Here is a 24,997-nt window from a genome sequence, read left to right on the forward strand (position 1 = left end):
CGGGGAACGCCGCTTGTCGCGTCAGGAGGAATTCTAGAAACGTTGCGGTTCCAATGGAGCAACGATGTTCCTTGCCGGGGCACTCTCGCCCCGGACGCTGGGCATATTCTCCTGCGCTATTACTGATCCACCCCTGCCACACCCCCTCACGAAGTAGGACAACGTTCTCACTGCGCCAACCAATCCGCACTACGCGGCGAAAGTTGCCGCTCCGGAAGGCAGCCGTCCGACCACAACTGCAACAATTTGCGGCTCAAATGACTTGGGCAGCGTTCCCCGGAAGAACTCCTGATGGGATGGATGATGCATCCTATTTTGGTCCTTGGTAAGGAGCTTCACGATGAAGTCGCCACTAGAACCGCTTGGGCAGCCTTCCTTTTTTGTGGAAAGGCGCGATCGCCAGCGAGACGGAGCGCTGCATCACGATACCTCAACCGACCGAAGAGCGGTTCTTGAAGCGTTGCTCGGCGTGTTGCCCCTCCCGATTTTCTACAAAGATTGCCAGTGTCGTTACGTGGGCTGCAACAAAGCGTTCGAAGACCTCCTTGGTTACTCGCGCGATGAAATCATTGGGAAAACGGATCTTGATCTCGGTTCGACACAACTAGCGGAACTTTATTCTAGCGAGGATAATGCCCTTCTCGAAAGGGGTGGATCCCAAGTCTCCGAGCGTAAGATCGCCATTGCAAGCGGTGTCGTGCTAGATGTTGTCTGTAACAAGGCCGTTTTCAGAGTTGAGGACGACGAGCCCGCCGGTTTGATTGGTGTTATAGTCGACATTACCGAGCACAAGCTGGCAGAGCAGGAGCTCAAAAACGCCCTTGAACTCGCCGAAGGGATCGTCACTGCCATTCCAGATGTTCTCTTCGAGGTGGACGAGGAGGGGCGTTATCTTCAAGTTTGGACCAGAAATCCGGAACTCCTAGCCCAGCAACGGGAGATGCTCCTCGGCAGGACGGTCAACCAGGTTCTCGCGCCTGATCAAGCGGCCATCGCAATGGAGGCGCTTCGAACTGCAAGCAATGAGGGAGTTGCCTACGGCCGATGCATTTGCGTCTCATTGCCGAACGGCGAGACACGGTGGTTCGAGCTGTCTGTGGCCAGACGACCGAGCGCCGATCCTGACGCCGCCACGACGCTCCTGGCATTCTCGCGCGATGTCACCGAACGAAAACAGGCGGAAGACGCCATCAACTACGTGCGGACGCAATTGCTGAGCGTGCTTCAAACAATTCCTGATATGGTTTGGGTAAAGGACGTGGATGGTGTCCACCTATTGTGCAATCATGCCTTCGAGCGGCTGACTGGGAAGACGGAGGCGGAGGTCGTTGGAAAAACCGACCTCGAGTTGTTCGGGGCTAAAAGAGCTCGGATTTTCCGAAAGTCTGATAAGGCTACAATCGAGGCCGGTGGCATTCTGATGGACGAGGAATGGGTGGTTTCGTCGGAGAACGGTCAATCCATCCTTCTCGAAACACGTAAAGTTGCGGTCCTCGGCGCAGGTGGAGAAGTTACCGGAGTCCTGGGTGTATCTCGCGATGTCACGGAACTGAACGCCTCGCGGGAAAAAATCAAACAGATGGCCTTCTACGATGCGGTGACTTGTTTGCCGAACCGATTGATGTTTAACGACCGATTGCGACAGGTGGTCAGTGCCGTGTCATCGCAAGGTAAGCGTGCCGGGATAATGCTGATAGACATCGACCATTTCAAAGTTGTCAACGATACGATGGGTCACCCGGTCGGTGATCAATTACTCTGCCAGGTTGCTGCTCGGCTTAAAGCATCGGTTCGCGACCGAGACACCGTTGCCCGGTTCGGCGGCGACGAATTCGCCATCCTGCTGCCAGAAATCCGGAAAGCCGACGACCTCGATCGGGTTGCCTGCGCGATCCTCGAGAGGTTCAAAGATTGTTTCCTACTGGATGGCAAGGAAGTCTACGTTTCATGCAGCGTAGGCATCGCGGTCTCGCCCGACGACAGCACAAATGTCAATGACCTCGTGAAATACGCCGACTCGGCGATGTATTTTGCCAAACGCTCGGGAAGAAACAGTTTTCGCTTCTATTCGAAGGACCTGACCGTAGACGTGGAGGAGCGCATGCACTTGGAATCTGAATTGCGCCGCGCTATCGAGCGCGAAGAATTGGAGCTGCACTACCAGCCCAAGGTGCTTCTGGCCAGCGGCGCAATGGTTGGTTCGGAAGCGTTGTTGAGATGGAATCATCCCCAAATGGGCATGATTCCGCCCGCCCGCTTTATTCCGGTCGCGGAGGATACGGGGCTAATCGTTGAACTCGGGCGATGGGTGCTGCGTGAAGCTTGCGAGACAGCGAAGGAGCTGAACGCCGATAGCCAGCAACCGCACAAGGTGGCAGTCAACCTTTCGGTTAAGCAATTCCAATGTGCACGGTTGGCAAACTCGATCGCGGAGATTCTCGATGAAACCGGCTGCCGTGCGGAATGGATCGAAATCGAAATCACGGAGAGCCTGCTTTTGGATCGGAAAGACAATACACTGCAGACGCTTCTCAAGCTGCGTCAGATGGGATTTTCAATTGCTATCGATGATTTTGGCACCGGCTATTCGGCGCTCAACTATCTCGCCCGCTTCCCAATCGATACCCTGAAGATTGATCGGTCATTCATAAATAGCGCAGACAAAAGGAACGAAGAGTTGGTCAAGGCAATCCTCTCCATTGCGCAGTGTCTCGGACAGAATGTGGTGGCAGAAGGTGTTGAGACCGCCGAGCAGGAAGCATTTCTAGCGGCGAACGGATGCGGTTCGGCCCAAGGCTTTCTTTACAGCAAGGCCTTACCCAAGACGGAGTTCATCGCTCTGTGGCAGAGCTCGTCCGCCACCGGCTACGTTTCAGGTGAAATGAGGCGTTTTGGATGATTGCTAAGTGAACGTCGCGAACCGATTTAGCGGCAATTACCATCGTCGGCCAGAGCCTGCGGCCGCCGGTCTTCCGGGGCGCGCAAATCGTCTCGGCGTCTTAGGTCGTCCTGGGCACACTGAAGGCGCCGTGGATATTGCAAGCTTGGCGGGCCTGGTTGGTGTCATCTGCGAGATCGCCAATGACGATGGGACCATGTCGCGACTGACAGATCTCGAGAAGTTCGCGAACGCCCATGGCCTGCACATAATAACGATCGACGCTTTGATTGAGTACTGCAGTAGCCACGATCTCAAGGTCAAGCGTTACGCGCAATCGCGTATGCCAACGCCATTTGGCGCATTCAATGCGATCGCCTACCGCGGCGGATTGACTGGAACAGAACACGTAGCATTGACACTTGGCGAGTTGCGCGAACAGGAGGACTTCTCGACGCGTGCACTCTGAAAGTCTGATGGGTGAGGCCTTCCGCTCCCTGCAACTCGAAATGCCCCTTCGAGCGGTCCAGCTATCGGGTGCGGGTTGCGTGATCTATATGCGCGGCCAAGAGGGACGTGGCATCGGCTTAGGAAACAAGATCGCGGCCTACAGTTTGCAGATTCATCGTTTGACACACTCGAGGCCAATCGGGCACTCGGCTTTGCATCCGATTCCCGTGGCTACGATGCCGTTGCGGAAATCATCCGCGACCTCGGTATACGTCGCAGAGGCGCTCGCGGGGAATGGCAGAGTTTTACGGCTGCGCTGGCGCACCATTGTTGCTTCGGAGGACAAGTATTCGAATTGCTCGAAAGAAATTTCGACAAGTCACGGCACAAGTTCCATAATAGAACTTACCTGATTTTGGCTAAGTCTCTCGAATCATTTGTTAAATGGCGAGTTTTTGCGCCCCATGGCGTGAAAATAACGGTCCGCCTCGTCCCTCACATCGGAACATCAAATTTCGTGACGTTTATGCTTCGGCCTCGAGCGCATGCTTCACGCGCACAACCAGCAGTGCCACGGCAACACTGATCTACGGCTCGCCCGAGCCAATGCTTTTGCCACGGATCGAAACACCGGTCTTGTCCAGATGTCACTTGTGCCGAGCCGACCGGAACTGCGGCGGCGAATGTGGTTTGCGAAGATACGACCAAATTTCCCTGCCCACAGGCCAGATCGTCTGGTGCGAGACAATGATCCCACGAGCGGCCCAGCATGTCCTCGACCATCCGCAGTGTCAAAAAGGGAAACGGAACCAAAGCCACACCGCATGGGCAATAATTTCAGTAGGAAAGCGGTGGCGGAGATAAAGTGGATCACGGTCCGTTATGCCCAATCATGGCACGGCGTATCTCAAGGTCCGTTGCCGTTACGATCCCCTCAGGGGCGTGCGTTTGCGACGAGAAGTTCGGACTTCGGGACGGGCTTACTATAGTAGAACCCTTGTGCCACAGCGCAGCCGCTTTCAGCCAAGAATTTTTCTTGTTCGACCGTCTCCACGCCCTCAGCGACCACATTTTGCCCTAGGCAGCGCGCAATCGAGAGAATTGCCTTCACCAGTTCCCGACTTCGCTTATCCGATCGATTGATGAATGACCGGTCAATCTTGAGGGTATCAATGGGAAAGTTAGCCAAATAGCTCAGAGATGAGTAGCCGGTGCCGAAATCATCGATCGCTATGGAAATTCCGCTCGCATGCAATTGAGAGAGTGTCGTCGAAACGCCCTCGCAGTTGTGGAGCAGGAGACTCTCAGTTATTTCGACCTCGATCCACTCCGCACGACAACCGGTTTCCTGCAATACGTCCGCGATCGTTTGCGACAAATGCGGGCATTGAAACTGCTTAGGAGACAAATTTATCGCGATCTTGTGCGGGGGCAGTCCATCTGCATTCATGGCGGCAGCCATCAGACACGCCTCATGCAGCACCCAGCGTCCCAGATCGATGATCAATCCGGTTTCCTCGGCGACACCTATGAATTCTCCCGGAGGGATCATTCCCTTCTTCGGATGATGCCATCGAAGCAGGGCTTCTGAACCGATCACCTTTCCGTTGTCCAAAAGGACCTTTGGCTGATAATGGAGTTCAAGGTGCCCATGTCTCATAGCTAGGCGTAGGTCTGATTCTAGCGCCAGACGCTTTTCAGCCCCAATCGTGAGATCCCTTGAGTAGAAGCGGAAGTTGCTACGTCCCGAACGCTTCGCCAGATACATTGCAGAATCCGCATATTTCACCAAATCGTCGGGTGCCTCGCCGTCATTTGGAAATACCGATATCCCGATGCTGCAGGATACGAAGAACTCCCTGTCGGAAAGCATGAAACGTTCTCCGAATGCGGCGAGCATTCTGCTGGCAATTTGAGCCAAATCGTCATTGTCCTTAACATTCGGAAGCAAGACAGCAAACTCATCGCCACCGAGTCTCGCCACTGTGTCGCTGGTACGGACGCCTTCTTTCAAGCGGGTCGCCACCTGCCGCAGCAACTCGTCACCGACGGGATGTCCCATAGTGTCATTGACTGCTTTGAAATGGTCCATGTCGACGAGCATCACCCCGGCTCGCTGGCCCGCCGAAGCCGCGTCCCCGATCATCTCGCGTAACCGTTCATTGAAAAGTGTCCGGTTAGGCAGGCCGGTCAGAGAATCGTAGAATGCCATCTGACGGATTTTCTTACGGGACGTGTCCAGTTCGGTGATATCGCGGGCGACGCCGAGAATCCCGGTCAGCTTTCCCCCCGTGAATACCGGAACCTTACGAGTTTCCAAAAGCACTGATCGGCCGTCCTCGTGAGCGGTGAACCGTTCCTCATTGATGAGAATACGGCCGGCTTGCATGGCCTCCTCATCCTTGTCCCGAAAAAACTGTGCGAGCTCGGCAGTAAACAGATCATAGTCCGTTTTCCCAACGATTTCCGCTTCTGCCTTGCCGACCAATCCTTCGAAGGCATGATTGCACAACAGATATTTGCCTGTTACGTCTTTCAGCCATACCATGTCCGGAATGGTCTGCAAGACACTTAGGAGGCGAGCCCGAGCTTCAATAGTCGTTCCCTCGGCGTGCTTTCGTTCGGTAATATCGCGAGATAACACAAGAAAAGTGACGGTTGAGTGATTGCTGCTTGGTCGCTTTGCCACCGAGAGTTCAAACCAACGGGATTCGCCGTTTGGTAGGGCGATACGGACACACCGACCGTAGGAGGCGCCGGTTTCGTCGGCTTCTTCAAGTGCCAGCATGGCGATGTCGCCCTGATCTGGAGGGAGCACATCGCGGACAAGCTTGCCGAGCAGTACTTCTTTTCGCTGCGCCAGGAGCTCCTGATTCCTTGCCCAGACCTGCAGGTAGCGACCGTCGGCATCTACCTCGAACAGAACGTCAGGAATGGCGGCGATAATTCCCTCTGCGAATTCAAGAGCCTCTTTGAGATCATGCTCCGCACGTTTTCGCTCTGTGATGTCCAACATTGCGCCAACCAAGCCGATCCTGTTACCGGCGATATCAGTGATCGCTGTTTTGCTGAGTAAAAGATCAACTACGCCACCATCTTCGGCGGTGGTCTTTGCTTCATATTGCTGAACACCGCCATTTGCAAAAAGCGCCTCGTCCAACGCGGCATACGTCTCGGCTATGGGTGCGGGTACCAAATCGAAAACGGTTTTTCCGATAATCTCTGCCCTTGAGCGACCGGAGAAGCTTTCGAACGCCCTGTTGCAACCAAGGTGTACCCCCTCTCTGTTCTTGAAGAAGACGGGTAACGGGATCGCGTCGAGTACGACGGCACTGGACATCTCTTCGGCGTCGAATGGCATGTCGACGGTTGTCTCAGAATGCCGGGGGGCCGCCCCAATAGACTTCTCAAAGGGTTGCGCCAGACTCGCGACATCCGCGTCGTGACCATGCGATGAACGGACAATGGAGGCCTCCGAAAATGGCGGTACCGTGCCCGTGGCAAGCGGAGGACTGGCATTGACCGCATTGCGAAAGGCGTGACGCCCCTGTTTGATTTGAGCATCAATCGCCATCTGCGTTTCTACAGGCTGTCCGAGGCGGGATGTTCGTTCCGTTTGACGTAACTGTTTCATGTGCCTGTCCTCTTTACCACGTGGCTGAACAATCATGCGTCAAGCCAGAGTTTTGTTAGGACCGCACAAGTCATTTGGCGGAGTACCATGCCGCGACCCCACCGGGATATCGCTCTCGTTCACAATCATCAAAGATGCGCATTTTACTGTGGTCGGCGACGCCGCCCATACGATTTAGAACGCTTGCCAATCATCGTTCGAAGGCGCGAGTGCCAGGTTACCGCGGCGCATCGGATAGTTTCCGCCGTCAACCCTTGTCTGACCGGCTGGGGACCTCTTTCCAAGTTCGCCCGTCACCGTCTGTGGCTTGAAATCCGCGCTCTTTTCTTCGAAGTGAAAATGTCTCAACAGCGCGGCTAGGCTTTGGCTCTCTTGGGCGAGGTGTGATCCTGCAGAATTCATCTCCGCGACCATGTTCGCATTTTCTTGAGTGGCATGGTCCATATGATTGACCGCGCCGTTGATCTCGCGCAGGCCCGACGATTGTTCCTGGGAGGCCGTTGCGATTGCGTCCATATGAAGATTTACATCCTGCACAAGCTCTTCAATCGTTCTCAGGCCCGATCCGGTTTCGCTCACGAGCCTTACGCCCTCGTCGACGGCCAGAGCTGAATTGCCGATGAGATCCTTGATTTCTTTCGCCGCTGTCGCTGAGCGCTGTGCAAGCTCCCTGACCTCCTGGGCAACAACCGCAAAGCCTTTTCCCGCGTCGCCAGCACGCGCTGCTTCGACGCCGGCGTTCAGCGCCAGGAGGTTCGTTTGGAAGGCGATCGCATCGATGACGCTGATGATCTGCGCAATCTGTTTAGAGGAGTTTTCAATGCGGTTCATGGCTCCGATAGCATTGCGTACAACGCGACCGGACATTTCCGCATGATCTCGCATCTGTCGGACGGTTCCGCGCGCCTCAGCCGTCCTCTTTGTCGTCGATACAACGTTGGCGGTTATTTCCTCCAACGCGGCTGCAGTTTCCTCGAGCGAAGCCGCCTGCTGCTCGGTGCGTCTTGAGAGATTTTCAGATGCGGCCGAGACGCCAGAGCTGCCATTCGCGACCGTTTCGACTGAATGGCCGACGGTAACAAGCGCGCCCCGGAGCTGACGAATGGAAGCGTTGAAATCCCTGCGCAAACTTTCAAATTGTGGCGCTAACGGCTCCTCAATCTCATAAATCAAGTCTCCGTCCGCCATCCGCTTCAACCCGGTTGCCAATGCCGTCGTCGCTCGGACGAGGCGCTCTTCTGCTTCTTTTTCAGCCCTTGTCTGAATATCCAGCTTCTCTTTGTCAGAACGAATGCGCTCAGCTTCCGCGGATGTCTCCAGGTGATTTTTTTGTATGGCCACGCCGCGGAAAAACTCAAGGCAACGCGCCATGTCCCCGATCTCGTCGCGTCGGATCGTCAAGGGCACCGGCGCCGATGTATCGCCTTCTGCGAGTGCCTTCATCCGGCTTGTCAGTGACCGAATGGAGCTTGAAATTCTCCGAACGACCGAAATGCACAGAATGAGTACCGTAGACATGATCAGAAGCGTGGCGCCGGAGTAGCCGATAAAGGCATTGCGAAGATCGGCGTACCGCTGAAATGCCATCCCGTCCAACTTGTCGCCGGTGCGCATAATGAGTCCGGTCAACAAAGCAGCCCGCTGTTGGGTCATTTCATTCCATCGATCCAACGTCTCGGTGGGGAACGAAACGGCCGGCTGGTTCGCATACATCTGATCGCGAACGCCCGCGATGAACTTGCCTGCGGCGCTGGCCTCGAAGTCGTCATAAGATTTGACGAGATCGGCAGGGAGAAATTCGTGCATCGTAGGCACATAAAGCTGCTTTAAATTTTTTGACTGTAAGAGGGACGAGAATAGATCGACGGACATTACTGAATTTTTGATGTAGGCTCGGCCGGGCCTGATCTCCAGCAAACTAGCTTCCGTGATCTGCATCAGCGCGTGAAAACCGGTAATTTGACGTGCCAAATCCAAATCATTGACAGTCGCCCCAGTGCGACGGACGAGCTCCAAACCCGCAACGGCAGCTGGGCGCAAGGCAACGGCTCCCTCCGCCTCGCCAGCCGTTCCGTCATCGACGCGCCGGCGGAAGCTGTCGATATTCTCCCGCCTTTCACGAATGATCTGTACTGCCCGCTCTATGGCCGGATCGTCAAATGCATTTTTCCAAGAGTCGTAAGCGGAAAAGACCGCTGTAAAAGCGCTGTCCGATGCGGCTCGCTTTGCCCGACGGACGTCGGCGCCTGCAAACGCTTCGGCCGCTATAGCTTGGGCGAGGAGTCCGCCTTCCCGCCCAAGTTGCTGCGTTGTTTGTGCGCTTCGGAACGTAGAGTATTCGTGGTAATATCCCAGTGATGTTGATACTCCGATGATTAGGAACGCCGTCAACGGGATAATTGCCAAAATCATTAGAAGTATAGATAGCGGCAGTCTCGACATATGTTCCTCATAGACTTTAAATTACACCGGCTTCCATTAGCGACGCGGTCCAGAAAATTCTGATGTCGACCGCTATGTGTGAGATGAGCGCGGCACACTTACCATATGATTAACCCGTGTACTGGTTTGGAACTGCGTTGCGCAGATCGGAACATCGTTGCGTTCAGGGGATCATCTGCAAGACAGATCTTGGGCCGAGCCAGTTGCTGGAGAGTTCTATTGCTATCAAGCCTTGAAGGGGGTCGAGCGCGCCGGCTGATCGGCAATCCGCCTATGATATACGCAATGTTTCCGAGGGAAGTACTCCATAGCGCTTGCGATAGTCCGCAGAAAACCTGCCTCTATTTACGAAGCCCCATTTCAGAGCGACCTGCGTGACCGAGAGGCCAGGCTCGCCTGTCATCAGTTCCTGATGCACTGATTCCAACCGTAGGTGCTGCAGAAATGCCAGAGGGGTCGTATTTCGAAAGTTGCGAAAACCGTTCTGAAGAGTGCGTCGGCTTACGCCACAGGCCGTTGCGATTTCCTCAAGAGATAGCGGCCGAGCAATATTGGCGCGCATATAGTCGACCGCCCGCTTAACGGCCTTGGGTAAGGGTGGTTCAGCAACGCGGCATAACTCGAGTGAGTAGCGATGCTGCGCAGCTTCGATCAAAAGCTCCATCGTCGTTTCGGTGAGGTGGTTAAGTGCTATCGGTGATTGCTGAAGGATTCCGTCTCGTAATCCAGCATACAGCATTGGTACCAGTTGCACCAAAAGAGAGCCGAACCCGACCGACAGGTCGATTTCTGGCGAGAAATCGAGGCTGCCTCTTATTGGCGTATTGAGCCGACGTCCTAAGCGGCGCGTCAGTTCATCGTGGGCGATCCTAAGACCCAAATGTTTCCTGGGCCCAATGAACTGGGTTGTACTCGCCGACATGCTGTTCACGAAAACGCCACGCCTTCCCTCTGACGGGATTTGTCTGCCGTCCACGGTAACGACCGATCGCCCATGTAGTGGAAGCATGACTATGTTTGCCTCCGCCGGTCCCCGGTGCTGTACCGTGAGGTCGCCCTCGTAGTGCGCGGCAATAACTGCAATCGGGCCATTGGCGATCGCATGTATATCGTAGGCGATCGTCTTAGCGCCCTCTACATGCGCTGGTGATTGCGGGGAAAGCCTGGAAAGCGCTTCCGCGAGTTCCTCGCTGCAGGTGCCTTTGAGCGAGAAATGGTCAATCTTAGAGGGGGACACTCTCAAACTCTCCATTCATCACTTCCTTCACGAAACGGTATCCGAGCATGAGGTCCGCCTATCGCCATCGAGGGGCGGTGAGGTCATGGGGTGGGATGTGGAACAGGTTGGCAATCGCGTCATGGATGGAGCCGAAGCGCTACACCCGGCATGAACTCTCGTTTTACAGCATCGTAGGATCGAAGCTTGTCGTTGGCGAAGTACGACCAAATTTCTCGGCCCACAGGCGGATCGTCTGCGAGACAATTATCCCAGGACCGGCCAGATGTCCTTGACCATCCGCAGGCGCAAAAGCGAAACGGAAAAAAAGCCACACCGCGTGGGCAATAATTTCAGTAGGAAAGCGGTGGCGGCGATAAAGTGGATCACGGTTTGTCATGCCCAATCATCGGACAGCGAACCCAAGGTCCGTTCCCCCCGTCGGCACCTTCGAAACGCGCTTTTCTTCTGGTGTATCGGAGGCCACCAACGCAGGAGTTCCGCTCTCCCTCTGCGGGCACGTGGAACGTCTGCTCGTCAGATACGAAACATTGGACATCGCCGTCGCCGCGGCTGGGTGATCGACACGAAGGCCGCTTTCGTCGATCTCGCGGCAATATTCGATCAGGGCTTCGATGGTCACCATGAGGAGGCCATGCCGCTCGGCGAATTCGCTGAGCTGCGGAAGACGCGCCATAGTGCCGTCGTCGTTGGCGATTTCGCAGATGACACCCGCTGGCTCGAGCCCGGCCAGCCGAGCGAAATCCACCGCGGCTTCCGTATGGCCGGGGCGTCCGAGAACACCAGATGGGTTTGCCCGCAGAGGGAGTATGTGGCCTGGCCGTGACAGGTCCTCCGGCATCGTCGATGCGTCGGCGAGCGCCCTGATGGTCTTGGCGCGGTCTTCTGCGGAAATCCCGGTCGATACGCCTTGTATCAGGTCCACCGAGACAGTGAACGCTGTCTGCATGGAATCCGAGTTACGCTCCACCATGAGGGGGATATCCAGTTCGTCTAGCCGGTCCCCGGTCATCGGAACGCAGATCAGGCCGCGCGCATAACGCATCATGAAGGCAACATGATCGTTCGTCACCTTGTCCGCGGCAACCAGGATGTCGCCTTCGTTTTCCCGGTTTTCGTCGTCCACGACGATGATCATCTCTCCGGCGGCGATTGCTTTAACCGCGCTCTCGATGGAAGCAAACTTCATGGTCTTCTCCTTGAACTAAACATGGCCCAGAGTGCGTGCGAGTTCGCGGTCGACCCGCGCCCGGAGTTCCGCAGACGGTGCCGAATCTGGAAAGTCGCCGTCCATCGCATAGATGAAGTCACCGCGAACCTCGGCTTTGAAGAAGCCCATCAATGATCGCAGGTGAGCCTCGACGTGCTCGCCATGGGCCTCGGCCTTACCCGTTGCGAATATCAATACGGGTTTCCCCTGCAGAGCTGTCATTTCGAAGAGGTCGAAAAGATGCTTGAGAAGACCGGTCATCGAGGACTTGAAGACCGGTGTCCCCACGACGAGGACGTCCGAAGACTGGATTGCGTCAAGGACGGTCGCAAGTCCAGCAGGAGCCTCCGAACGCCACAGGGTGGTTCCTAAAACCGGGAGAACATCGACCAGGTCAAACAGGTACCGGGCGTGCCCGGGCGGGACGCTCGAGAGTGCGTATTCCCCGAGCGCCCGCGTCTTCGAGGGGCGCGTGACATTGCCGGTTATCGCGACAATCTTCATTTTGCCGGCCTTTCGATCAGATCTGGTTGCGGATGTGAGCGGTACGAGCGTAGACGGCCACCATCGGTACGATCAGCAGACCGACGATCGCCTGTTGCGCGGCGAAGCTCAGGCCTAGCCCAACCAGCAGGGACGTCAATACCGTCAATACGAGTACCCCGAGAACGGTTGCCCCGTATCCGCCTGCGCCTCCAAGCAACGAGGTGCCGCCGATTACAACGGCCGCAACGGTGGTAAAGAGATATGGGTCCCCGACGCCAACGAAGCCGCCGCCGGAAAACCCGAGCAGCAATACGCCCGTCAGTGCCGACATCGCCCCACTGATACCGTGAATGCTGGTCCAAACCTTGGTTTCGGAAATTCCAAGCCGTGCCGCTGCAGTCCTGCTGCCCCCGACTGCGTAGATGGAGCGGCCGAACCATGTGTTATACAGAGCCCAGATGGTGACGAGCGTGACGAGGAGCCAAACCAGCACCACGGGCGGCAGGGGCAGCCCGAAGGTCTTCCCGTTGAACGCGGCGAAATTCCGGAGCCAGTCCGGTACGGGGGCGAAAACCGTGCCACCGTAGTCGGAACCGATGGAGGTGTAGAGTTGTACCGCACCGACAAATGCGAAGCCGACACCCAGCGACATGATGAGGGCCTGGCCCTGCAGCCTGAAGCTCAAAAAGCCGTTCGCGAGCCCGATTGCTGCTCCCAGGAGAACGACCACTATCACGGCCAGCCAGGCAGGCATCCCTGTAACCAACAGGCTTGGAAAGAGAATGTTCGCTCCCCCGATGACATACGGAATGGAGAGATCAAGCGCGCCGACCATGGCACATAGCGTCTGTCCCAACGATGCAAGCCCCAGGAAAGCGGCAAGCAGCAATATCGAACGCGCGTTACGGGGCGAGATGAACCCCGGAACGAGGATCGTACCCAGCACGAGAAGTGCGGCAAGCAGAGCGAAGCCGATTACGATGCTGCGCTGCAGCTTTACCGACCGTCCTGTGATTTGGCTCATCGTCTGTTCCGTTGCAAGTGAAGTCATTACCAGTCCTCCCTAGAAAGCCGTGCGCCGGGCCGTCATGAACACGTTGACGAGGAGCGATGCCACGAGGATCAGCCCGAAAGCCATTTGTGTCACGAACCCCGTCACGCTTCCGAAGCTGAAGGCCGAAAGCAGGTACGAGATGAGGAACATGTTCAGAGCACCAAGCGTCGACCCCAAAGCTCCCCCTCTCCCGCCAGCCAGGTTTGCGCCACCGAGCACCAGAGCGGTAACCGCCTGTAGCGTGTAGCTGCTTCCCTGGGTAGGATCGCCCGAAGAGATCAATGCCGTATAGCTGAGCGCGGCAAGGCCGACGAAGACGCCGCCGAGGAGATGAGCGCAGATGCGTACGGTATTGACTTTCACTCCGCTCGTGTAGGCCATCCGTTCGTCAGCGCCTGTCATGCGGAGGTGGGAGTAAAAGGTGGTCCTGCGCATAAAGGCCCAAAGAGCCAAAGCCGCGAGGACGATGATCAGCACCGGAGATAAGATCGTGGTTCCTGCTCCCCACGTCATCATCCAGTCCGGCGCAACGCCGCCCGGCCTTGACATGACCATGAGGTTCAAGCCTGAGAGGACGAGGAAGCTGGAAAGCGTAACGATGATGGGGGCGACCCGGACGTAGATGATGATGAGTGCCTGCAGCAACTGGTACAGTGCGCCGACCGCCACCACCCAGCAAATCACCGCGAGTGGCGACGTGTAACCACTTGCCGAGAGCCAGCCGATCAGGGTGACGTTCACGAAACCCATCAACGGGCCAACGGAAAGGTCGACCGAACCGCGGCCTGCCATCACGATCGGTGTCAGGGCCAGCGTCGTGAGGATCAAAGGTGCTGCGACGATGATTGCTCCGCCCATTCCGGTTGCGGTAAACAGCCGCGGCGAGAGCACGGCCGCGGCGACGAGCAACACTGCGAAAAGAACGAGCGGTACGGCCAGCGACCTGTCGAGCGCGGGAAATCCAAAACGTTGCGACATCAGTGTGCCTTTCTCTCTTTGGAGAATTCCATGGTGTCGGCAACCGAGCGGCCGAACATTGCAGCGAGAATGGTTTCTTCGTTGATGTCCGGGCCGTCGAGGGAGCGATGGATGCTCCCTTTGTGAAAGACATCGACGCGGTCGGCGAAACCAAGAAACTCCTCGATCTCGCTCGAAAGGTAGATTACCGAGCCGCCACCTTCGGCAAACAGCCGAAGCTCGCGATACAGGTCGCGTTTGGTGTTGAGGTCCACGCCCCGAGCAGGGTCGTTAAGAACGATCACTTTGGGGTCATTGGCGAAGGCACGACCGATCAGGACCTTCTGCTGGTTACCACCGGAAAGGGACGTAATCCGGTTGTCCGGATGGCCGATCTTGACGCGGAGCCGCTCGACCTCCCGGGCGAACGTCTGCTTCAGCTTTTTCCGCCTGATGACACCGAACGGCCCGAGGTTCTTCTGGTAGATACCGATGGCGAGGTTTTCGAAAATGCTCTGCTGCGGGAAAATTCCTTCCCGCTTCCGGTCTCCGGATACGTACACAATGCCCTTGTTCGTGGCGTCGTCGAGCGTGCTGACTTTGACGAGACCGGTGCTTTCCGTATTCAGGATCCGGACCTCCCCTCCGAACGGCGAGATAATCCTTGCGACCAGTCGCACGAAGGCGTCCTGGCCCTGGCCGTCCAGTCCCGCAACGCCCACGATAGATCCCTGCGGAAGGACGAAGTCGAACGGTTGCGATGCCTCCTGGGGGCGCGCGCCATGGACGGAAAGAGCCTCCTTGCGATCACCCGGCAGGCCCGCTGCAGACGTTGAAGCAGCGGCGGAAATCTGGCGGTCTTGAGGGGTCATCATGCGCAGGAGATTGGCCTCGGTGATCTCGGATTTCTCAAGGACACCGACAGTGAAACCGTCTCTCAGTATTGTCGCCCGATCGGCGATCCGGACGAGCTCGGCGATGCGGTGCGTGACGATGATTACAGCGCACCCCTCGGACCGGAGCCGATCGATCTCTTCGTGGAGGCGGACGGTCGCGTCGAGATCGAGTGCAGCCGAGGACTCGTCCAGGATCAAGACCTTGGGTTTCCTCAGAACGGCCCGGGCGATAACGATCCATTGCTTGATGCTGAGCGGAAGATCACCGACGTTCTGCCGGAGATCGACAGGCTTTCCCACCAGGCGGTCGAGGAGGCTTTGCGCAACGCTTTCACGTTCCCTGGAGGATTTCCGAAGCGAGAACAGGTCCTCGCTTCCTACGAAAAGGTTGTCGAGGACACTCGCTTCATCGGCGACCAGGACTTCCTGGAAGATCGTAGCGAGGCCAACCCCTTTGGCATCGACTGGCGAGGTGATGGACTTGCCAAGGATCAGGACAGATCCTGCATCGGCAGCGATAACGCCGGACATGATCTTCGCCATGGTGCTCTTGCCGCTGCCATTCTCGCCAACGATCGCGTGCACCTCCCCTGCCCTGGCGACAAAATCGCATTTCTTCAATGCCTTCGTTTCGCCAAACGATTTGGCAACGGCCGTCATGCTTACGGCGACGTCATTCGTCATGCCGATCCTCCCTCTAGGCAGCAGCAAATCGTGCCAGGACATCCGATGTCCGGGCCTCTTGCTGAATTGTGACTGCCGTCTTTGAACGCTCCGAGAACTCGCTCGGTGAACTATAGAATGACAGATTGTCTGCTAATCTGTCAATAGTGTCGCCACGCCGATATCGGGATGTCGGGTTGATTTCGATGAAACCGGTTGGTCGCTCGACGACCTCAAAGTTACAAAAGCATGTTTTCACGCACCTGACGTCGGTCAGAGGTTCTCGATCGGATCGGAAGCGATCTGGCAGCCATCGCGATCAAGACAGGACCAAAACACTATTGAGGGTGTCCGGTAATCTGATGAAGGCAACCGTTTCGATTGGGGGCATACGGAACGTCCCAACCTCCGCGCGCCGAACGCGGCAAGTGCCATTCGATCATCCAGCCCTTCCCCGCTGGGGGAGCGGGCAGATCGAACTCATGGTCGATCGGCCCCTGGCGCGCGCAACCGTGGAGATCACGGGAACTCTTCGAAGTTTTCCTTTGCGGGGTCGTGAGCAAGCCACGGCCTGGCATGGGACAGCCAGACGTTTGACATAGGAGCCGAACCAGGATCAGTGTCAAAAGTGCCTGCCCGCAGCACCTTCATCTCCGGGTTGGCAGGCCGTTCGGCATACACGTGCGAACCACACCGTGAGCAGAACCACCTCAGTTTCCCAGGGGTCGACTCAAAGCTGTGAAGGACGTCCTCGCCGGAAATCAGCTTGAAGTTCTCACTCTTCACCTTGGCGGCAGTGTTATGATCGGCCGCATGGGACTTTCTGCACGTCTGGCAGAAGCAGTTCCACATCGGGCCATCCAGTTCCGACACTTCGTACTGGACCGCTTTACATTGGCAAGATCCGAGGATCGGCATCTTCAAAATCCTTTCATCGCTTTATCGAGTTGTGGCTGTCGCGCGCTCGCAGAAAGCCACCGCTTCAAGTTCCGTGCAGCCTGCCGGATCCTGTCTTCATTCTCCACGAAAGCCAGTCGTACGTATTCGTCACCCATCTCACCGAAACCGATACCCGGCGAAATCGCGACCTGTGCCTTCTCGAGCACGAGTTTCGAAAACTCCAGCGAGCCAAGGTGTCGGAAATGCGGGGGTATCTTCGCCCATGCGAACATCGTCGCCGCAGGAGCTGGAACGTCGAAGCCGGCATCGGCAAAGGTCTTCACCAGTGTATCTCTGCGCGTCCTGTAGATGTCTCTTGCCCGCGCGGCGTCCTCCCCGTCCGAGTTTAGGGCATGAGCGGCGGCGACCTGTATCGGCGTAAATGCTCCGTAGTCCAGGTACGATTTCACGCGCGTCAACGCTCGGATGAGCCGTTCGTTACCCACCGCAAACCCAACGCGCCAACCGGGCATCGAGAATGTCTTCGACATCGAGGAGAATTCGACGGCCACGTCGATCGCGCCGGGGACTTCGAGAACAGACGGCGGCGGCGGACCGTCGAAGTAGATTTCAGCGTAGGCGATATCCGACAGAACGATGAGATCGTGCTTCTTCGCGAAGGCGATGACGTCCTTATAGAAGTCGAGCGTCGCGACGCGAGCGGTGGGGTTCGACGGGTAGCTTATGATGAGCGCCAGAGGTTTCGGTACCGAATGCCGCACCGCCATTTCGAGAGCTTGGAAGAAGGTCTCATCCGGCTCGACCGGTACCGACCTTATCACGCCCCCTGCCATGAGAAATCCGAACGTATGAATCGGATAGGAAGGGTTCGGACAGAGAATGACATCCCCAGGGGCGGTTATGGCCTGTGCCATGTTCGCAAACCCCTCCTTGGACCCGAGCGTCGCAACAACCTGGGTATCCGGATCAAGTTTCACATTAAACCGGCGGGCGTAATACGCAGCCTTGGCGCGGCGAAGCCCGATAATGCCCTTGGAAGCCGAATAGCGGTGCGTGCGCGGATGCTGCACCGCTTCGCATAGCTTGTCCACAACCCAGCTTGGCGTGGGAAGATCGGGATTGCCCATTCCAAGATCGATGATGTCGACTCCGGCCGCGCGCGCGCTGGACTTGAGACGGTTCACCTGGTCGAAGACGTAAGGGGGCAAACGCTGTATCTTGTGGAATTCCAACTTCTGGTTCCTTATCGTAGGTCCTCCGCGCCGACGGATGAAGCCGGCGCGGAGGTCGCGTGACAACTTGGGAGGTCGTCGATTACTTCTTCGGCCGCCAGGCCAGCGGATCTTCCGGGCGCTCGAAGTACTGTGCTGCTAGGTCCGCGGGCCACCATGCATCGCCCTTGGGCTCGATCCACGCCGTGGAGTTCGGATCGCAATCTTCCGGAATTGCTTCCTTCACATCGTCGATCGTGTAGGGAAGAGCCGGTCGCAGGATCGACTGGATCTTCGGCCCCTGGCCTTGGAGCGTCCTCATCATCACGTCCCACACTAGGCGGGCGTCAGCCCGCGGCGGCCAGAAATGGAAGCTCTGGCTGATGAAGTCGGGATTGTTGCGCCAATAGCACGCCGCCGACGCCTCGCCGCCGAGGACGATTGGCATCATGTCGCGCCCGGACTGCTGGACCGCGTTCACGACACCGTTTTCCGAGGCCGACTGGACGAGGATACCTGCGATTTCAGTAGGGTTGGTCGCGAGGAACTTCTGGACTTCGACCTGGGCGACCTGATCGGTCCACTTGCCAGCGACATCGCCCACGACGGTGATGTCTTTGTACTCGTCGAACGCCTTCTTGGCACCGACATTGAAGCTGTCGGATGATGCGAAGCCCGGGATGCCCGAAACCGTCAGGACGTTGCCCTTGCCGCCGATTTCCTCCGCCAGCCATTTCGCGGCCGTGTAACCGCCCTGGGTGTTGTTTTCGGTCGCATTGATCGCGTAGGGCGATGTCACGTAACCCGAGAACGAGAACACCGGAACGCCCTTGGAGTGCGCGTATTCGATGGTCTGGTTAATGGCCGTCACGTTCGAGCAGCAGATGATGATAGCATCGACGCCGTCGTCGACCATCTGGCGCATCTGCTGGATTTGCGTCGCGTCCTTCAGGTCGGACTGCGTGACGACAAGCTCAGATACCAGTCCAGCCTCCTTGTATTTCGGAAGCAGAACCTCGTTCAATTCAGTGAGGATCTGGGCACGCCACGTGTTGCCTGCATAAGTGGATGCGTAGCCGATTTTCCACGGCGGCGGCCGCTTCGCCACAAAATCCTTGAGCGGCGTACCACCGAGGGGAATTGCCGGGTCCACGAGCTCGTAAAGCTGCTTCTGGTCCGGTGGTAGCGAGTCTAAGCCGTCCGCGAATGCGGCGGTGGTCATCAGGCCTAGCCCGGTGATCACGCTCAATGCGGTGTAAACCTTCTTTAGCATGTGTAGGGTCTCCTCCCCTCTGTGCATCCGCTACAGCAGTTGACGCCGTTGGCGTCGAGCCACGGAATTGGTGAAACGTGTTTCGATTTCGGATTGGTGGCGGGCGGCTTGCGCCGCCCGCGGAACGGTCAGTTCCTGAGGCCAGCCTGTTTCAGCAGAGGCATGACGCGGTCGTTGAAGAACGGCAGCTCTTCGTTGTAGTCGACCATTGTGAGAAGCGCGCCGTCGACGCCCGTGTTGCTCAATGCGACGAGCTTGTCGGCGACCTGTTCCGGCGTTCCGACGATCGGGTAGCCGCCCCAGCCAGCGATAAAGCGCTCCTTGAACTTCTGGTACATCTCTGCCGAGTGGTTCTGTGACTGAACCTGAAGAACCTCGCAGATGTTTTCGCAGGCTTCCCAATCGCCCTTCTGGTTCACGTAGTAGTCGTAATAATCCCGGGCTTCCTTTTCGGTCTCGCGAACGACGACCGGGCACGCGGTGAAGGTTCCGAGTTCGCGCTTGTATTCCTCGCGAGCCAGCTCCTTCACCTTCTTCACCCACGCTGCGCCCGATTCCATGTCCTGCATGAAGCCGAAGTTGAAGTCGCAGAACTTGGCTGTGAAGTGCAGGCCCTTGCCCGACGAACCGGCGCAGATGAGGACCGGGCGACCCGTCTCCTTGTTGTAGGGCTTCGGCTCGCTGAACGCGTCTTTCACCTTGAGGAACTGGCCGTCAAAGGTGACGCCGTTCTTCTTCCACAGAGATTCGACGATTTCCATCCATTCCGTGGCATATTCGTAGCGGGTGTCGTGTTCCATCATCGGAACGCCGAACATCTCCATTTCCGGGGTAAACCAACCCGTCACCAGGTTCAGGCCGTATCGGCCCTTCGAAATATTGTCGATCGTCGTCGCCATCTTCGTCGCGACGATCGGGTTCAGGGTCGGGATATGCGTCGTCGAGAAAAACTGCAGCTTCGTGGTCACGGCAGCCAGGGCCGCGGCCCACGTGAACGTGTCCATGTTCACGCCGTTGAAGTTCGTCGGCCCGCCGAAACCGCGCCACCGGGCGATCGGCACCATGCATTCCCAGCCGGCCGCTTCGAGCTTTTTGGCAATTTCGACATTGTGTTCGAAGGTCGGTTCGAACGTTGATTCCGCGGTGGTGATGGCGCAAGCGCTGGAACAATTCGTTCCGAATACGCCAAGCTTCAGCTTGTTGCCGTTAAACATCGGGTTTCCGGCGGCGCGGAAATCATCGCTGGTCGTCATATTGAAGTCTCCTCCACAGAGTTAGTCTGGTCCCGGCCCGAAAGCCGGGCACCGATTAGATACCCATGTCCTCGAAGACTTCCTGCGCGACGCGGAAGCTGTCGATCGCCGCGGGCACGCCGCAATAGATCGCGACCTGAAGGAAAACTTCGCGAAGCTCGTCCTTGCTGAGGCCGTTATTGATCGCGCCGCGAACGTGCAGCTTCAACTCGTGGGGGCGGTTAAGGGCGGAAATCATGCCAAGATTGAGAAGGCTGCGCGAACGGCGGTCGAGGCCGGGCCTGTTCCAGATCTCGTTCCAGCAATACTCGGTGACAAGCTCCTGCATCGGCCAGTTGAACTCGGTCGCCTTGTTTACCGAAGCGTCCACATATGCACCGCCGAGAACCTCCCGACGGGTCTGCAGACCCTTTTCGAACCGTTCACTGACGGGACGCCCATTCACTTGCGATTTCATATCGGTGGCAATAGTCACGGATCAAACTCCTCATTATCGGCCGAAAGGCATTTGGTGGATGTCATAGGCCGAATGCTCGGCCAAACGTTTCAGGCGGCAGCATCGATCAGCGCTGCTGATCTAACCAATTTCCCGTCCTCGTAGAGGAGCGGAGCAATATTCTCGATAAACCGGGCCTCGATGACTTCCCCGAGAACGACGTCATGGGTGCCAACGGAGACTGCGGAGTTGAGGCTGCAAACGAATGCGGCCTGGGCGTCGCCGAGGACGGGAACTCCGCCAGCCGTGATCCACTCACCGTGAGCGAACCTCTCCTCTCCCTTCAGTTTTCCACTGAACAGCGGAACCAAAGGCGCATGGTTGAGATGCAGCATGTTGACTGCGAATTTCCCCGCCAGCTTGAGCGGGCCGCTGATCGAAGCAGATTGGTTGATGCAAACCAGGAGGGTCGGCGGGTCAGCCGTCACCGACTGGACGGCGGTTGCAGCCATGCCGTAACGGGCACCTTCCCATTCCGTCGTGATCAGGCAAATTGTCGATGTGAACCGGCGTAAAGCGGTCTTGAACGCCGCTTGCGCTGCTATTTCAGCACCAGCCATGGTTACCTCCCCAAGTCATTCGTGACCCAAGATAAGCAGATTTGCAGACAATCTGTCAACACGTTTTATTGGTCATTGACAGATTGTCTGCGAAAATGTTTTCTCGGGGCAGTGAAAGAGGAGACGATTATGGATCTGGAATCGAAAGTCTGTGTGGTGACCGGGGCTGGCAGCGGGATCGGGCGCGCAACAGCTGAACTGTTTGCGCGCCAGGGCGCTAAGGTTGGCGTCGTCGACGTCAACATCGATGCAGCACGAGACGTCGCCCGAGAAATCGGGACAGATGCGATCGCGTTAAAAGCCGATGTGTCTTCGTCCGCCGAAGTCGAGGCGTTGGTCAGGTCAGTTAAGGAAAAATGGGGCCGTATTGACGTTCTTGTCAACAACGCGGGGTTCGGAATGACGGGAAACGTCACGAACATCGCCGAATCCGACTGGGACCGGATCATGGCGGTGAACGTGAAGGGGATCTTCCTCTGCTCGAAATACGTGGTTCCGATTATGGCGGAACAGGGCAACGGATCGATTATTAACACGACCTCATACACCGCCGTGTCAGCCATCGCTAACCGCACGGCCTACGTGGCGTCGAAAGGCGCGATCTCGGCACTCACGAGAGCCATGGCACTGGACCACGCAAAAGACGGGATCCGCGTCAACGCTGTCGCCCCCGGGACGATCGACTCGCCCTATTTCACCAAGATTTTCGCGGAAGCGGCAGACCCACAAGCCCTGCGGGAAGACTTCAACGCCCGTGCAGCCCTGAACCGGATGGGCAACCCGGAAGAGATCGCCGAGGCGATGCTTTTTCTCGCTTCGGACCGCTCGCGGTTTGCGACCGGAAGCATTCTCACAGTCGACGGAGGATCGTCGATCGGGAACCACTTGGTGCGCTGAAGCACATAGGTGCTGGCGGGTGCCTCCCTTCTTGACCACGGGAGGCATTTTTACTGTGACACTACGTGCCGGAAACACAGAGACCCGCGGTGGGAAAAGATAGAGATCACGCGCAAAGCTGCGTGATCAAGACCCTGCGATGAGACGTCGCTACGGCGCTTTATAGACGCATCGCCGCGCCTGATCGTTCCCCCCAGATATCGCGGGAATTTTCCCAATTCCACACCGGAACTTCGGGAGCGCGTGAGGGATGCCGCCTGCGATGCCGGCCGTGTCATCGCCGGGACGCCAATTGCAAAGCCTCGGTATGCGCCCGCCCGCTTTCGCATGCGATCGCCCGGCGGCTGCACCGGGCGACCAGAGTCAATCCAACCGCTTAGCGGGCGGCTTGCCGTACGAAATCGAGCCCTTTGACAAGATAGCTCCGGAAGAAGTTCGGGTGTTCGCACATTGGAAAGTGACCTAGACCGCCCATGACGAGGTGGAGGCATCCCGGGATAAGTTCGGCGAGCTTGGCACCGTCGGCCGGCGTGGCTGAGTAGTCATAGTCGCCCGAGAGCAGCGCCACCGGGGTGCGTGACGGGTCAATACGGGGAGCTGTCGCTGCTCCGTCGAACTCGTCGCTGTAGAAGGAAAGATCGCCTGGGTAAACTCCGGGTGCTCCCTGCGAATAGATCCAGCTTGACCTCCTGCGCTCCCCTGCGGGGCTCAGTGGGCTCATGATCCCTCTGACATATGCCGAGTTATGAAGTGAGCCGTGTACGTTTACGTTGTGCTGGTATGGGTTCCGTCGTCCCTTGGAGCGGAAAGGTGGCTCGATCGCCACGATCCCGAGGATATGCTCCGGCCGTTCCGCCGCGAGAACCAGCGACATTGCCGCGCCCATGGACCCACCCGCGACAATCGCCTTTTCGCGAACCACCTGTTCGAGCATGGCCGTGCACCATTTCAGGTAGAGCGATGCCGTGAGCTTGTAGGGTGCTCCGTCCCACGTCAGCGGCGGCATGGACCGACCGTGGAATGGTAGGTCAACCGCGATCAGCCTGTAGCTTTTCGCAAGCTCGGTGTCCGCCAGCTGAGGCATGAATTGGCGGCTATCTGCTCCGGCGGTGTGAAGAAACAGGACCGGCACCCCCTCACCTGCTTCTTCGTAATATATTTCATGGGGGACGTCATCGATATCGACGACGGCATACTGCCCCCGAATTTGACGCAGGTCGCGTTGCGCACGCTCCGCTTTCATCTCGGGGGACGTGACGACGAGCTCGAACACCCGTTCCAGAGCCGGGCGTGCTTTCGCGAGGTCGAGCGGTGAGCCGGCGATCTCGAAGAGAGGGTTTGCAAGCTGCAACGCCGTGAAGGAGTGAAAGGTCGCCGGCGGCGGCGTCATCAGAACCTGCTCCCAGGCGTCCGCGGTGGCCCTCACTGTCACCTGAGGGGCACTGATTTCCCCCGAGATCTCCGCGCCGCCTTCAGCGAAATCGAGGGCGATCACCTGATCGCCGACGTAGAAGGCGATGTTTATCGTCAGGTCTGGAGTGAGCCGGGGCAATTCCTGATCCCCAAGAGCCTCCGCCATGCGGGACCGCAATTCATTGAAAATGCCCAAAGCAACCTCCCTGTTCGAACGAGCGCCAGGCCGCACGCGTCGGCAGCGCTAAGACTTCGAATAAGCAGATTATCAGACAATCTGTCAATACCGGCTAGTGCCGCTTCTTCAATCGCCGTCGTTTTCAGAGGTTTTACGCAGGTAGTCCAACGCGACCTTAGCCGCCATATCGATGTGGTACTTGCAGGCTGCGGCGGCTTTCGGTCCGTTTCGGTCGGTAATGGCCGCAGCGATCTCCCTTATCTCTTCCACACTGTGGTTCAAGCGCCCCGGCTGCGTCATCGACGTCATGCGCAGGAGCGTCACCCGATTGTGGAGCGATGTCAGCATTTGCTTGACGAAGACGTTTCCGCTCCCTTGCATCAGGCAGTCGTAAAACGCGGTTTTCGCCTTGATGAGCCTGCTACCGCCGCCGTTTGCCGCGGCTGCCGCAAACTCAGCAACCGCCTCATTGAGTGTATGGATATCCTGGGCGGTTCCGTTTTCAGCGAATTCCTTTCCGGCATAGCTCTCGAGCAAAGCCCTGACGCTGTAAAGCTGAGCGGCTTCTTCGTAAGTGATAGTGCTGACGACGGGGCCGCGGTGCGGATAGCTGGTAATGAGGCCCTCGGCCTCGAGTTGTCGAAGCGCCTCGCGGATTGATGTTCGTCCGACACCGATCGACTCGCAGAGTTCTCGCTCAACGAGGCGCTGACCCGGCTTGAAACGGCCGCTGGATATCGCCTGCCGCAGTTTATCTTCTACCTGAGTGCGCAAAGTGGCACTCTGCCGTGCAATCTGTAAATCCATATCACCCATGGGATCCAAAAGTCCGTTTTACCAAGGCCGGAACCGGCCGCGCAAGTCATGGTACTATATGGTGGGTTATCCCGATGAGACAACCCGATTGTC

20 protein-coding genes and 2 pseudogenes are annotated in these 24,997 nt (G+C 57.4%); 4 read left to right on the forward strand and 18 right to left on the reverse strand.

Annotation, left to right across the window (positions count from 1 at the left end; translation table 11 throughout):
* Positions 1-340 precede the first annotated feature (340 nt).
* The 3 genes from A3AY_RS0127545 to A3AY_RS41605 all read left to right on the forward strand — a co-directional run bounded on the left by A3AY_RS0127545 (position 341) and on the right by A3AY_RS41605 (position 3,914).
* Positions 341-2,899: a sensor domain-containing protein gene (locus tag A3AY_RS0127545; RefSeq protein ID WP_018328900.1), complete on the forward strand. Its 2,559-nt coding sequence runs from the start codon at positions 341-343 to the stop codon at positions 2,897-2,899.
* Between the two features lie 7 nt (positions 2,900-2,906).
* Entirely contained in the window at positions 2,907-3,347 is a 441-nt protein-coding gene (locus A3AY_RS40840; RefSeq protein WP_245275952.1) for a 3,4-dihydroxy-2-butanone-4-phosphate synthase, read from the forward strand.
* Between the two features lie 75 nt (positions 3,348-3,422).
* Positions 3,423-3,914, forward strand: coding sequence for a hypothetical protein (locus tag A3AY_RS41605; RefSeq protein WP_420830254.1), 492 nt, complete (start codon positions 3,423-3,425; stop codon positions 3,912-3,914).
* On the opposite strand, the pseudogene A3AY_RS40845 reads toward A3AY_RS41605, so the two are convergent.
* From A3AY_RS40845 to A3AY_RS0127625, 16 genes and pseudogenes are all read right to left on the reverse strand, one after another.
* Positions 3,911-4,212 (reverse strand): annotated as a pseudogene (locus A3AY_RS40845) (IS6 family transposase); the annotation flags it as partial. The gene A3AY_RS41605 and the pseudogene A3AY_RS40845 sit on opposite strands and share 4 nt — an antisense overlap.
* Positions 4,213-4,262: 50 nt before the next feature.
* The gene (locus tag A3AY_RS0127560; protein ID WP_026203900.1) at positions 4,263-6,962 is read right to left on the reverse strand and encodes a sensor domain-containing protein; all 2,700 of its coding nucleotides are present in this window, start codon (positions 6,960-6,962) and stop codon (positions 4,263-4,265) included.
* A 174-nt stretch (positions 6,963-7,136) separates the two neighbouring features.
* A complete protein-coding gene (locus A3AY_RS0127565; protein WP_026203901.1) occupies positions 7,137-9,404 on the reverse strand; it encodes a methyl-accepting chemotaxis protein in 2,268 nt (755 codons plus the stop codon).
* A gap of 271 nt (positions 9,405-9,675) precedes the next feature.
* On the reverse strand, positions 9,676-10,656 hold the full coding sequence (locus A3AY_RS0127570) for a helix-turn-helix transcriptional regulator (protein WP_018328904.1): 981 nt from the start codon (positions 10,654-10,656) through the stop codon (positions 9,676-9,678).
* Between the two features lie 187 nt (positions 10,657-10,843).
* A pseudogene (locus A3AY_RS41610) lies at positions 10,844-11,020 on the reverse strand (IS6 family transposase); the annotation flags it as partial.
* Between the two features lie 6 nt (positions 11,021-11,026).
* Entirely contained in the window at positions 11,027-11,830 is an 804-nt protein-coding gene (gene ribB, locus A3AY_RS36305) for a 3,4-dihydroxy-2-butanone-4-phosphate synthase (protein WP_018328905.1), read from the reverse strand.
* A gap of 15 nt (positions 11,831-11,845) precedes the next feature.
* Positions 11,846-12,355, reverse strand: a complete 510-nt coding sequence (locus A3AY_RS0127580) for an NADPH-dependent FMN reductase (protein WP_018328906.1) — start codon at positions 12,353-12,355, stop codon at positions 11,846-11,848.
* A gap of 16 nt (positions 12,356-12,371) precedes the next feature.
* Positions 12,372-13,388: an ABC transporter permease gene (locus A3AY_RS0127585; RefSeq protein ID WP_018328907.1), complete on the reverse strand. Its 1,017-nt coding sequence runs from the start codon at positions 13,386-13,388 to the stop codon at positions 12,372-12,374.
* Positions 13,389-13,400: 12 nt separating this feature from the next.
* Positions 13,401-14,369, reverse strand: a complete 969-nt coding sequence (locus A3AY_RS0127590; RefSeq protein WP_018328908.1) for an ABC transporter permease — start codon at positions 14,367-14,369, stop codon at positions 13,401-13,403.
* Positions 14,369-15,928, reverse strand: a complete 1,560-nt coding sequence (locus A3AY_RS0127595; protein WP_018328909.1) for a sugar ABC transporter ATP-binding protein — start codon at positions 15,926-15,928, stop codon at positions 14,369-14,371. The genes A3AY_RS0127590 and A3AY_RS0127595 overlap by 1 nt, the downstream gene beginning before the upstream one ends.
* Positions 15,929-16,426: 498 nt before the next feature.
* Positions 16,427-16,825, reverse strand: coding sequence for a GFA family protein (locus tag A3AY_RS0127600; RefSeq protein ID WP_026203904.1), 399 nt, complete (start codon positions 16,823-16,825; stop codon positions 16,427-16,429).
* A gap of 2 nt (positions 16,826-16,827) precedes the next feature.
* Complete coding sequence (locus tag A3AY_RS0127605; RefSeq protein ID WP_245275958.1) at positions 16,828-18,078, reverse strand: LL-diaminopimelate aminotransferase; 1,251 nt, start codon at positions 18,076-18,078, stop codon at positions 16,828-16,830.
* A 43-nt stretch (positions 18,079-18,121) separates the two neighbouring features.
* The gene (locus A3AY_RS0127610) at positions 18,122-19,291 is read right to left on the reverse strand and encodes an ABC transporter substrate-binding protein (RefSeq protein ID WP_018328912.1); all 1,170 of its coding nucleotides are present in this window, start codon (positions 19,289-19,291) and stop codon (positions 18,122-18,124) included.
* Between the two features lie 128 nt (positions 19,292-19,419).
* Positions 19,420-20,544: an LLM class flavin-dependent oxidoreductase gene (locus A3AY_RS0127615; protein ID WP_018328913.1), complete on the reverse strand. Its 1,125-nt coding sequence runs from the start codon at positions 20,542-20,544 to the stop codon at positions 19,420-19,422.
* 55 nt (positions 20,545-20,599) lie between these two features.
* A complete protein-coding gene (locus A3AY_RS0127620) occupies positions 20,600-21,001 on the reverse strand; it encodes a carboxymuconolactone decarboxylase family protein (RefSeq protein WP_018328914.1) in 402 nt (133 codons plus the stop codon).
* Between the two features lie 89 nt (positions 21,002-21,090).
* Entirely contained in the window at positions 21,091-21,600 is a 510-nt protein-coding gene (locus tag A3AY_RS0127625) for a flavin reductase family protein (RefSeq protein WP_018328915.1), read from the reverse strand.
* Positions 21,601-21,729: 129 nt separating this feature from the next.
* Between A3AY_RS0127625 and A3AY_RS0127630 the strand changes: the two genes are divergently transcribed.
* Entirely contained in the window at positions 21,730-22,497 is a 768-nt protein-coding gene (locus A3AY_RS0127630) for an SDR family oxidoreductase (protein WP_018328916.1), read from the forward strand.
* 376 nt (positions 22,498-22,873) lie between these two features.
* Here A3AY_RS0127630 and A3AY_RS0127635 read toward each other — a convergent pair whose 3' ends face one another.
* A complete protein-coding gene (locus A3AY_RS0127635) occupies positions 22,874-24,106 on the reverse strand; it encodes an alpha/beta fold hydrolase (RefSeq protein ID WP_018328917.1) in 1,233 nt (410 codons plus the stop codon).
* A 108-nt stretch (positions 24,107-24,214) separates the two neighbouring features.
* Positions 24,215-24,904 (reverse strand): GntR family transcriptional regulator, encoded by a 690-nt coding sequence (locus A3AY_RS0127640; protein WP_018328918.1) that lies wholly within the window; start codon positions 24,902-24,904, stop codon positions 24,215-24,217.
* Positions 24,905-24,997: the final 93 nt, after the last annotated feature.

The sequence above is a fragment of the Rhizobium giardinii bv. giardinii H152 genome (assembly GCF_000379605.1).
GTDB lineage: Bacteria > Pseudomonadota > Alphaproteobacteria > Rhizobiales > Rhizobiaceae > Pararhizobium > Pararhizobium giardinii.